This is a genomic window from Bacillus sp. ISL-75 (assembly GCF_018613095.1).
Genome location: NZ_JAGGQX010000044.1, coordinates 58,727 through 69,763, shown reverse-complemented (window position 1 = coordinate 69,763; position 11,037 = coordinate 58,727). Strand labels below are relative to the sequence as shown.

Here is an 11,037-nt window from a genome sequence, read left to right as displayed (position 1 = left end):
CCTTGCTAATTGTGTTGCAATCTTTTTCATATTTTGGCAGGCTGCCGTAAGGAGAGCCTGTTCGCTTGCTTTCTTCAATCCCCGTAACCAGCAATAGCGAAGCCCGTGCAGAATCATGAACATTTCCAGGAGTAACATATACATCGGTAATAATGTTAAATTTCATATCAGTAGTCCGGTGATCGAGATAACAAAACATTTCCTGCTTGTTTTCACGAGACATAAATCCACATTCAGGATCAGTGGTACTAACCCGAATTTCTTTAGTTTCCTTCCCTTCTTCCCTTTCCTTTAACGGCTTTTTTCCGTGAGCTAATCTGTCCTCTTCTACGGCTTTATTCAATTCATCAAAATATTCACGAGTCTCTACTTCAATTTCTTGTTTTGTGAATTTATGTTTATTAGCGTTAGCCTTTAAATGAGTAGAATCCGAAAATAAGACACGACCACCTACCATCTTGTGATTCATTGCCTGGAGAACAATCTCATCAAATATTTCCTGAAAGATATCGGTACCTTTAAAACGATGTTGGCGATTAATTTTTTATTGTTTGTTTGTGTTAAGAGCAGTGCATTATTGATTTTACAGCTCTGTTGATTTGCGCGGAAGGCACGCAGACTCCTGCGGGAGTACGGGGCAGGGGAGACCCCGCAGGCGCTTCAGCGCCGAGGAGGCACCCCGGCACGCCCGCGGAAAGCGAAGTGCCTGGAGCGCAAATCAACAGACATGTTGCAAAGCCTATATATTAATAATATTATAACGAATTAACGCGGTGTATTGTTAAAGTTATTGTAGAAAATAAGAGGCTGTCGAAAGTTTCTCGACAGCCTGAGCCTGCAATTTTGCAGACTTTTTTCTTCATTATACTAGCAACTCATTATCAGCATTAGAATAAATACTTAGCATGTTTGCTCTGATACATTTTGCCTCTTCAAAATGTTCATATTTAAATGGAAAAAATAATCCAAATTCCTCTAAGGTCTCAACATTCTTATTAAATAATAATGTATACTGAACATCAAGTTGAGAGGCCTCAAGAATAGAGATTAATGTTTGAATACTTGTCATTACCTGAAAGGCATCTTTTAATGTGTTAAAATCTTCAGATGTATGCAAAACCTTTAACTGTTCAAATTGATTAATTTCCTCATCGGTATAGTAGAGAGGAAAAATATTCGAATAGATGTACCTCACCAGTTCATTAATTTCTTCTTCCTGACTGGGTGTGGAGGCAAAAACAATTTTCACTTTTAACCCACCTTTGCCATCGCTTATTTCTGTCTGATTGTATATCATAAGAATAACATAACAAAGACTGTATTTACGGTGGTAATTATAACCTGAAGGAGAATTAAATGCTAAAAACAATGCGAATGGGTGAATGGTTTCAACTAACGGTTCCTTTGGAATGGAATGGAAGAACCATTGCTGATATTTTTCGAAACGTATGGGAAGCCCCCAAAAAATTAACTCATTCTTTTAGAATGGAAAATAAAGTTTTACTAAATGGGGATCAGGCTAACTGGAATATCCCTCTTAGTCATGGTTCGAAGCTGCAATTTAAACTTTTTGAGGAAGAAGAATTACTAATCACACCAAACTATATAGATGTCGACATCCTTTATGAGGACGACCATGTATTGGTTCTTAACAAACCGCCATTTATGAATACCCATCCGAATGACCCAAACGCCGATCTATATACCCTTGTTAATGCGGTGCAATATTATCTGCAATCAAATGGGGAAATAAGAAACATTCGGCAGGTTCATCGATTAGATCGCGATACATCAGGTGCCATCCTTTTTGCTAAACATGCTCTAGCTGGTGCTATTTTGGACAATATGCTCGAAAAACGGGAGATTAAAAGAACCTACATTGCTTTGGTTCATGGGATAGTTAAACATAGAAGCGGAACAATTAAGGATCCAATCGGCCGTGACCGCCATCATGCAACCAAAAGAAGAGTTTCTCCAACAGGTCAAGAGGCACTTACCCATTACATGGTCTTAAAGGCAGACAAAGACAAACAACAATCCTATGTTAAATGTTGGCTCGATACAGGGAGAACCCATCAAATCAGAGTTCACTTAAGTCATCTCGGACATCCTTTAGTTGGAGATACTTTGTATGGCGGGAAAGCAATTATTAAAAGACAAGCACTCCATGCAGCAAAGCTTGAGTTGATTCACCCATTTACTCAGGATAAAATTGTATGTCATGCTCCATTTTTAGATCAACCTGCTATTTTTAAAGATATTGACATATATTCAATTTAGGTTATTGAACCACAAACCATTGAAAAAGCCTCCTGGTTTAGGAGGCTTTTTCAATGGTTATTTATCGGTTCTTCTAAAGGCTCGCAAAATGAAGCTTAGCAGCAAGACCAATACTGCAGAACCAATGATTGCAGGTACTATTGCAAAATCAGCCACATGCGGCCCCCAGTTACCTAAAATCGCTGTCCCAAGCCACGCCCCAACAAATCCAGCTATGATGTTACCAATGATGCCGCCCGGTATATCTCTTCCAACGATAAGGCCTGCTAACCATCCAATAATCCCACCAATAATTAATGCCCAAATGAAACTCATTTAGAACACTCCTTTTTAGTATTCAATTATTTGTCTCAGGCAGTATTGGAAAAGTAACTTAATTTTCATGCTACCTGTACCTATAAAGTACCCTATTTTCATTTTTATACTCAGAAAAGAAAAAATCTTACAACCTTCCTTTAATACATAAATCAATGAATTTAGGTAAAAGTAAAAAGGTCTCCATCTTAAAAATGAACTATTCAAAAAATTCTAATGTTAAGTTTTTGTAAAGTTACATAGAATTTGTTTCTTTCTTCGACATTTTTCAGATAAAATATCTAAGTTGGTCTACAAGACGTTTTAAATTAAAATGGGGGTAATTACATGGCATTCAAAAAAACTGATAAATTTATGGCATTACTTAGTAATATTTCTGCGAACCTTAAAGAAAGTGCAAATTTCTTCACTGATTATAAATTAAAAAATGTGAGTGATTTGAAAATTTTCTCAGAGAAAATGAAAGAACTGGAAACGAAAGGAGATACATTCGTTCACGAAGTAATCAAAGAATTGAATGATGCTTTCATCACTCCAATTGAACGTGAAGACATTCTTCTTCTAGCGATGAGCATGGATGATGTTCTGGATGGCCTTGAAGGATGTGCGGCATTATTTGAAATGTACTCCATTACGAATGCAGATGACTATATGAAGAAATTTGTGGATGCTATTCAAGCCAGTGTTCATGAAATTGACAAAGCGGTTGAACTGCTTTCAAATAAAAAGTTACAACAAATAAGAGAACATGCGATTAAAATAAAAGATTATGAATCCAACTGTGATAATATCTTACGCCAGTCGATTAAAAATTTATTTACGGTTGAAAAAGATCCAATCCGTATCATTCAATATAAAGAAATCTACGAAAATCTTGAAGATATCGCAGACTATTGCCAAACCGTAGCTAATACACTTGAAACCATTATCATGAAAAATGCTTAAGGAGCAAAAATATGAGCGTTGTATTAATTCTAACGATTTTAATTGTAATTGGTGCCCTTGCATTTGACTTTATAAATGGATTCCATGATACTGCAAATGCAATCGCTACCTCTGTATCAACAAAAGCTCTAAAGCCACGCCAAGCAATTTTGCTGGCAGCCGTAATGAATTTTATTGGTGCTTTAACATTCACAGGTGTAGCCAAAACCATATCTAAGGATATTGTTGATCCATTCTCACTAACTGGTGGTCATACCGGATCAATTGTTATTTTTGCGGCGCTGCTATCGGCTATTATTTGGAACCTACTCACATGGTATTACGGGATTCCAAGCAGCTCTTCCCATGCAATTATTGGTTCTATTGCTGGTGCGGCAATTGCTGCTAAAGGATTTGACGTAATTAAAGCAGAAGGTTTTATAAAAATCCTTGAAGCATTAGTCCTATCACCGATCTTAGCTTTCACAGTTGGGTATATTGTTTACAGCATTTTTAAAGTAGTGTTTAAGAACTTCAATTTAACAAAGACAAACCGAAACTTTCGTTTTATCCAGATTGCTACTGCGGCATTACAATCCTATTCACACGGAACAAATGATGCACAAAAATCAATGGGGATTATCACCATGGCTCTGTTAGCTAATGGTTATCTGCATACTGATGAGGTTCCTTTTTGGGTACAACTTTCTTGTGCGATTGCAATGGGACTTGGTACTTCGATTGGCGGATGGAAGATCATTAAAACAGTGGGCGGGAAAATTATGAAGATCCGTCCGATTAATGGTGTTGCAGCGGATTTAACGGGTGCAGCGATCATTTTCGGGGCCACCTACATCCACTTACCTGTCAGTACTACACACGTCATCTCTTCAGGAATACTTGGTGTAGGTGCTTCGCATCGTCTTAAAGGGGTAAAATGGGGTACTGCTCAGCGGATGTTAATTACGTGGGTCATTACATTACCAATAACCTCCTTATTAGCAGGTATTATTTATTTTATTTTGAATATCTTCTTTTAAAAAAACAACCAGGAATTTTTTTCTCCTGGTTATTTTTTTAATCCTTTATAATAGTCATTTTTTTTGGTGATATCACTTCTAAATGCCTCGAACTTTCATATTTTTATGTTAGAGGACAAGTTTTGAGGTGAGATTGTGAAGGAAAAAATTACAGCTATGCTGCTTGGGAGTTTGCTATTGAGTCTTGGGGTAAATGGATTTTTAGTTCCCTATCATTTGCTAGACGGAGGGGTAATCGGCTTAGGGCTACTCATTCATTATTTTTACGGATGGCCGACTGGTCTAAGTATTATCCTTTTAAGTCTACCTTTATATGTCTTAGCCTGGTTTTTTGAGCGACGCTACTTCTACTATAGCCTCCACGGACTGATCATTTCTTCGTTTTGTATTGATTTTCTTTCATTTATGAACGGAAAAATACAATTGGGTATATTACCAAGTACAATAATTGGTGGATTACTTGTCGGCATTGGCATCGGTCTTATGCTTCGTTATGAAACAAGTACGGGTGGGACTGATTTACTCGCTCAGATTCTAACCAAATTTACTTCAATAAATGTAGGTATCATTATATTCTTAATCGATGGTCTAGTCATTACGAGCGGCATTCAAATAGTCGGTTTAGAAAATTTTTTTTATTCCCTTCTTACGATCATATGTGTCGGCCTTATGACGACCTTAACTGTTAGTGGTAATAATAATGAGTATTTTCCTTACTATTGAGAAAAAAAAGATTTAAAAGAAACGCTGGTTCTGGTGAGCCAGCGTTTTAATTTGTATTCTTACCATCCTTAATTTCCGCCGTTCGAAAGGCCTCTTTCATGATTCCATAAGATTTTTTCAACCGTTCATAAAAGGCTGGCTCCTCCCACTTTTTCCAACTGTAGAAAAATGAATCGGTTTGATGCAGCTGATTATTAGTTATATTAGGAAATGTCTGCTGGACCTTCCCATTCTCTGTTGTCACAATAGCCACCCTAATTCCGCTTGTTTCAATGCTGCTTGCCAAGCCACTTTCCCACACATTTCCCATTACTTCTCTTAAACTAGGGTCTTTCACATTTAATAGCTGCCATGGAATTCTACCTTCAATAACCTTCATATCATTACTTATACTTATATCCGTTAATGAATCGAATTCTTTATTTTTTGGATTGGCATTCCCAAACTTCAGTTTTCCCGTCTCGTAGCTCTCAAATGGAATAATTGTTTTTGTGGACGGAATAGTTAATTTCTTAAAAAGAGCCAGTCTAATGGGATGAAACACTCCATTATCCTTTTGTTTAGCATATGGCTGCTCCTGAATCATCTTCAAAAGCTGAGCATATTGATAATAGAATGTATCATAATAGCTATCAACCATGATTTTGGAATTATTAGTTCCTGTAAGTTTTATTAAAAAATCAATTCCATAGTCTGTTTTTATAAAACTCTTACCTGCTAATGGTATATTAGTTTGCCCTTGCTTATTGATGGTATCGAGTAATAGGAAAGTTCCTTGGTTACTAAAATCAACGGGACGAATATATTTTAGAAGAAAATACAAATACCCATTATCCGAAGAAAACCGAACTTCCTTTAAAGGGTCTTTCTTATCCTTTGTAAGATAACTATTCCTAACTCCAGCTAAGTCCCAATCCTTAGAGACACCGTCAACAATGATTTCTTGTTCCTTTTTTCCTGGTTCAAAACCTTTTAAACCAAAATGCTCTTCATTTGTTTGCATGTTATTCCAGTATGGCCTTCGGTCTGGGTTATCAAAATCCATAGTGTTCCATGTCCGTTTAAACCATTCATCCTGCCAGGTGAAGACAAGCCCACCCATATATCCTTCTGAAACAATCGATTGATATAGATACTTATTAATATTCCCTTGTTCCTCTTCCGAATGAAACCCTTGGTTCATCCCATAAGCGTTCTTATGGGTTAAGCCTCTAGAAGCTGGCACACCAAATTCAGCTACAAGTACTGGCATTTGATGGGCAGCACGCAGTTCATTCAGATAGCCGGCATAATTGTTTTTCTTCCCAGTCTTATCAACATAGTTAAGGTACGACTCTTCAAAGTTTAGAAAGTCAGGATAGTATGGATATATATGGTAGGATGCAAATAAACCTGAAGAAAACAACTTGGATGCTTTAATATGATTGGGATTAACCGAAACCATGTCCTCATTCTCAAGCGGTTCAGCAGGATGCTTTAACATATCTGTGGTTAACCAGTTAGTAAAACTCATCGAATGCTGCCACATGTATTTATCGGTTTCATAATCAGCGGCATAGTCCATTAAACCAGCCAGCCAGACTTCAAAGGGATTTGCCCTTTCCGTTTTAAAGTAATCCCCTGTAAATTGACCGATAGCTGAATGCTTTTCATTTGTGTTCATAACCATCGCAGGATCCCATTCTGTGCCGACAATTATTCCGAGGACATATTTTGAAATGTCATATTTATAAACTCCAGAAGCATGACCGGACCGCGCAGGAAGCTTAGCCTTTCCATGGATTATATCTATCATATTTTTAATTTCCAGCTTCGCATCCTCTAGATTAACTTTGGCAAAAGCGTCTTGGGTTTGGATGAGATTTTCCTCATTAACCCATGTACCATGAAATAGGAATAGCGGCTTTTTAGCAATTTGGTTATATTCATAAAAGGCTTCATAAAATTGTGGCGGGTGAAGAGTATAAATTCTGATGGCATTGGCATTCATTGCGCCAATTTCTTTAAACCATCGGAAGTATTCTTCCTTGGTAATTGCCGTCTCCCCAGGAAAATATCCTGGCTTTCCAATCCCCATGTTTACGCCCTTGATTAACAGATTCCCCCATTTTCCATTCTTTTGAACCTGTATATAGGAATCTCCTGTTTGGCTATTTGACTTTATTCCATCACGGTCTACCACTTCTACTTTTTCTTGATTCGCTATGTGGTGCAATCCATTTTCTAAGATGTCCTTCATCATTGGAACGTATGATTTCCAATAAAAAGACTCGTTTGCTCCAACATTCCTTTTCCATGTATCCAAGCCCTTTGTTTGGTAAATTTGAGGAACCTCGGATTCGTCTGCATAATCTCCTGAGAAATAATAGGAGGAATACTTAGCATTCTCGTGATAAATAACTGCAGGAAAATGGGTTGGGATCCCATATTCTTTAAGCGTTTCCTTTGCTTGCTTTGATATTGGCAGCTGATAAGCTGCTAATATTTCATCCTTATCTTTAGCATCAATAATATCGAACCAATAGGTATACTTCCCATGAATATCGCGTGTAAAATGTTTCTTTCCTTTATCTGTTAATTGAAAAAGAAGCCCCTCATCATGAACATCCTTTTTCCCTATTACAACTACATAATTATTTTTACTGACAAAAACGAATCCCTCACCAGAAAAGGACCATTTCTTGTTTTGTTTCTCATAATTCTCCTTTACCCATTCAGGTACTTCCGTACTTTTAAGGTCCGAAAAAAATCGTCCAATCCAGCCAGACCATTCTACATTTAGTAAATTAGAAATCTCAGCTTTGGCGGTTTCTGATGTAGGGCTCGCAAAGGTATTAAATTCAGCTATTAATGTTTTTCCTTTTGTCTGGATAAGTGCTTTTTCAATTTGATTGACTTCGCTTGATTTAAGTCCGCCGTATATTTTTTCGGACCTTTTTCCCGACAGATTCTGTCCGAAAAACTCTTCTTTATAAACCCCGTATTGGTCTGTTAAATAGAAAACATCATATTTTTTTAAGTCCTTAGGCAGGGGGGCAATCGTATATTTCTGTCCTTCTTTTGGTTCAAACCCCTTATAGTCATCAATCACCGAATAAGGTCTTTGTCCATTTTTATAATATTTAGCATTGTTTAATATCCAAACAAGCCCTTTATGTTCTCTGTAGGAAGGATTTGGCACAGTCTTGTCGACAATTAATACGTTTAATTTTTTCACAGGCTGAATTTGCCATAACCAAAAAGGGCATGTCAATATAATAAAAAATAGAATTGTATAAATGATTAAATTGATGGGTTTTTTCATTCGGAAACACCTTTTCTCTTCATTTCTCCCCAACTTCTATCCCCGATTATCATTTGCCATATTCCCTCACATCGCCAGAGTACAGTCATAGGCCTGTACCATATAGTTTCAGTTAAAGAGTATAAAAATAGCTTGATGATATCTGTTACTTTTGGATACCTTGTTAAGCTCCATTCTTCTAAAAGAACAGCGGTCATTGAAAAAATAGACCCATATAAACAGGAAAGAAGAAACAACAAAATAGAAAATTCAACATAGATCCCGCCCAAAAATAAACAAAGGATCATAAAAAGATATCCTAATAATTCAATAACTGGACCCAAAAATTCAACAATCCAAAAGTATGGAAAAGATATAAGACCAATCGATCCGTATTTTGGATTAAATGTTATCTTTCTATGAGTCCATAAACTTTCAAACAGTCCTCTATGCCAGCGTCTCCTCTGCCTGCGTAAGAATGTAATGTCTTCAGGAACCTCAGTCCAACAAACAGGGTCAGGTACATACACAATCTTTTTCTTTGTATTCTTTTCTTTTAAGAGTCTATGGATTCTCACGACTAATTCCATATCTTCCCCAACCGTATCTGTTTTATAACCACCTGCAGCAATCACCCAGTGCTTGGAAAAAACACCAAACGCCCCAGAAATGATTAATAAAAGATTGTGACGGCTTAAGCCAATCCTCCCCATCAAAAAAGCTCGTAAATATTCGATGATTTGCATTACGACCAATGGTTTATTGGATAACCCGATTTTTTGAATATGTCCGTTAATGATTTGGCAGCCATTCGCGATTCGAACACTCCCACCTGAGGCAACAACTTCTTCATTTGAATCAATAATAGGCTTCATCACCTTTAAAAAGGCATCTGGCTCAAGAACTGAGTCGCCATCTAAAGAGCAAAAATAAGGGTAATGGGAAAAGTTAAGACCGACATTAAGCGCATCCGCTTTTCCCCCGTTTTCCTTGTCAATAAGAAACAAATTTGATAAAACGTCTGACTGATAAATCCTGCCAATTGGTTTTGTTTCCACTTGTTTTCTAACCACTTTTTTTATTTCCTTCATACCATAGTGTTCAATCACTTTTTCAAGTGTATGGTCAGTTGACCCATCGTTTACCACAACCACTTCAAATGTAGGATAATTAACACTTAATAATGAGCGTACACTCTGAACAATACCTGCTTCTTCATTATAAGCAGGTACGATAATTGAAACAGGTTTGGTATAAAATTCATCCGAGTAATCTTCATAAGCTTGAACTCTGTCTAGTTGGTATTCCTTCCGAAGCTGAAAAAAGGAAATAACTAAAATAACAGAGTAGAAAGAAATGACAACTACCATATAAACTGCTATAAACCAAGCAAAAACAGTTACAACATCTCCCCATTGCAAAATTATCATTATTTATACCCCTTTATGAAGCCATTCCCAGGCCATGTCCTTGGCAAATGCATCCTTTGATGTTTCAAATACTTCCCGCAAAATCTCGTGCCCATTTGGAAATTGACAGATTGCTTGGCCGGCCTGCGATCGAACCCACCATGTTTGATCATGTAAAAGTTCAATCAATCTCGATATACCTTTTACTTCTTTTAATGAACCCACAAGTTTAGCGGCTATCATTCTTTCTTCCCACTTGGTGGAATATAGAAGTTCTAAATAGGGATCTGAATTTTTTACATAACCAATTTCCGATAATGCCTTTAAGGCTCTCAGCTTGATTTCACCTTTATAGGTAGAAAAAATATTTTCAAGAAAAGATAGATAATTAATCTCTTTTTTCATCGAAATTACATCAAGAATTGCTTTTTGTAATGGTGGGCTGCTTTTATGAAAATGTAGAATAAACTGTTCAAATTGTTGTTGCTCGAGGCGTATTAAGATATTACGATACTCGAATTCAGATAAAGAATTGTAGTGGATTGTCAGCATTTCAAATAAACTTTCATATTGGAATAAAGCTAGGATTCTCAAGGTATGAATAAGTTCTTCATGGGAAATTCGTTTTTTCTGGGATAGCTTATGTATATCATCGATAAGTAGGCTTAGTTTGAAATCCTCAATATGATAGAGGGTGTTCATCCGTTGACTCCACTTTTTGCTTTTAAGCTGCTTATGATAATACTCTGCTAAATACATGGATGCTAATTCTGATAAACGTTTCTTTTCATCCTCACCCTCTAAAACTTTACTATACATGCTTAGAAGTTTTTCGGTGGCTTTCCGTTCAAGAACTGATTTAGGATTCATTCCCCTAGAATATCCCCCCTCCATAAGCATCGTAAAAAGGATGGATTGATAATTTTCTATATATTGTTCAATCGCCTTTCTGTTTTTAATTTCTATTTCTTTTCTTATCGTTAAGTATATTAGTAAAACCATTAATAACCCTAAAATGGTTATCGTTAGAATTGTTAGGTAAAATAACTCATTTCTCAGCATT

Annotated in this window: 9 protein-coding genes and 1 pseudogene; 4 read left to right on the top strand and 6 right to left on the bottom strand. The window is 36.6% G+C overall.

Going from position 1 to position 11,037, the window contains the following annotated elements; translation table 11 throughout:
* Positions 1-109: 109 nt before the first annotated feature.
* Both J7E63_RS18320 and J7E63_RS18315 read right to left on the bottom strand, forming a co-directional pair.
* Positions 110-538: pseudogene (locus J7E63_RS18320) on the bottom strand (IS5/IS1182 family transposase); the annotation flags it as partial.
* 324 nt (positions 539-862) lie between these two features.
* Positions 863-1,249 (bottom strand): YhcU family protein, encoded by a 387-nt coding sequence (locus tag J7E63_RS18315; protein ID WP_215014890.1) that lies wholly within the window; start codon positions 1,247-1,249, stop codon positions 863-865.
* Positions 1,250-1,356: 107 nt separating this feature from the next.
* Between J7E63_RS18315 and J7E63_RS18310 the strand changes: the two genes are divergently transcribed.
* Positions 1,357-2,280: an RluA family pseudouridine synthase gene (locus tag J7E63_RS18310; protein ID WP_215014888.1), complete on the top strand. Its 924-nt coding sequence runs from the start codon at positions 1,357-1,359 to the stop codon at positions 2,278-2,280.
* Positions 2,281-2,337: 57 nt separating this feature from the next.
* On the opposite strand, the gene J7E63_RS18305 is transcribed toward J7E63_RS18310, so the two are convergent.
* Positions 2,338-2,595: a GlsB/YeaQ/YmgE family stress response membrane protein gene (locus tag J7E63_RS18305; RefSeq protein WP_214999964.1), complete on the bottom strand. Its 258-nt coding sequence runs from the start codon at positions 2,593-2,595 to the stop codon at positions 2,338-2,340.
* Positions 2,596-2,922: 327 nt separating this feature from the next.
* Here J7E63_RS18305 and J7E63_RS18300 point away from each other — a divergent pair, with 327 nt between their 5' ends.
* The 3 genes from J7E63_RS18300 (at position 2,923) to J7E63_RS18290 (ending at position 5,282) form a co-directional block, all read left to right on the top strand.
* The gene (locus J7E63_RS18300) at positions 2,923-3,540 is read left to right on the top strand and encodes a DUF47 domain-containing protein (RefSeq protein ID WP_215014887.1); all 618 of its coding nucleotides are present in this window, start codon (positions 2,923-2,925) and stop codon (positions 3,538-3,540) included.
* A gap of 11 nt (positions 3,541-3,551) precedes the next feature.
* Complete coding sequence (locus J7E63_RS18295) at positions 3,552-4,559, top strand: inorganic phosphate transporter (protein WP_215014886.1); 1,008 nt, start codon at positions 3,552-3,554, stop codon at positions 4,557-4,559.
* Between the two features lie 135 nt (positions 4,560-4,694).
* Positions 4,695-5,282 carry a YitT family protein gene (locus J7E63_RS18290; RefSeq protein ID WP_308161975.1) on the top strand — a complete coding sequence of 196 codons (588 nt, stop codon included), beginning with the start codon at positions 4,695-4,697 and terminating at the stop codon, positions 5,280-5,282.
* Between the two features lie 46 nt (positions 5,283-5,328).
* On the opposite strand, the gene J7E63_RS18285 is transcribed toward J7E63_RS18290, so the two are convergent.
* Genes J7E63_RS18285 through J7E63_RS18275 form a run of 3 tightly spaced genes read right to left on the bottom strand, consistent with a single transcriptional unit; the run spans position 5,329 to position 11,036 of the window.
* A complete protein-coding gene (locus tag J7E63_RS18285; protein ID WP_215014884.1) occupies positions 5,329-8,586 on the bottom strand; it encodes a hypothetical protein in 3,258 nt (1,085 codons plus the stop codon).
* Positions 8,583-9,995, bottom strand: a complete 1,413-nt coding sequence (locus tag J7E63_RS18280) for a glycosyltransferase family 2 protein (RefSeq protein ID WP_215014882.1) — start codon at positions 9,993-9,995, stop codon at positions 8,583-8,585. Before J7E63_RS18280 ends, J7E63_RS18285 begins: the two co-directional genes overlap by 4 nt.
* 3 nt (positions 9,996-9,998) lie before the next feature.
* Complete coding sequence (locus J7E63_RS18275) at positions 9,999-11,036, bottom strand: HEAT repeat domain-containing protein (RefSeq protein ID WP_215014880.1); 1,038 nt, start codon at positions 11,034-11,036, stop codon at positions 9,999-10,001.
* Between the last annotated feature and the right edge of the window lies 1 nt (position 11,037).

What these genes read in the sequence shown, in the direction of transcription:
- J7E63_RS18310 (WP_215014888.1), top strand. Translation starts at nt 1,357, where the DNA reads ATGCTAAAAACAATGCGAATGGGTGAATGGTTTCAACTAACGGTTCCT.
- J7E63_RS18285 (WP_215014884.1), bottom strand. Translation starts at nt 8,586, where the DNA reads ATGAAAAAACCCATCAATTTAATCATTTATACAATTCTATTTTTTATT.
- J7E63_RS18305 (WP_214999964.1), bottom strand. Translation starts at nt 2,595, where the DNA reads ATGAGTTTCATTTGGGCATTAATTATTGGTGGGATTATTGGATGGTTA.
- J7E63_RS18300 (WP_215014887.1), top strand. Translation starts at nt 2,923, where the DNA reads ATGGCATTCAAAAAAACTGATAAATTTATGGCATTACTTAGTAATATT.
- J7E63_RS18275 (WP_215014880.1), bottom strand. Translation starts at nt 11,036, where the DNA reads ATGCTGAGAAATGAGTTATTTTACCTAACAATTCTAACGATAACCATT.
- J7E63_RS18280 (WP_215014882.1), bottom strand. Translation starts at nt 9,995, where the DNA reads ATGATAATTTTGCAATGGGGAGATGTTGTAACTGTTTTTGCTTGGTTT.
- J7E63_RS18295 (WP_215014886.1), top strand. Translation starts at nt 3,552, where the DNA reads ATGAGCGTTGTATTAATTCTAACGATTTTAATTGTAATTGGTGCCCTT.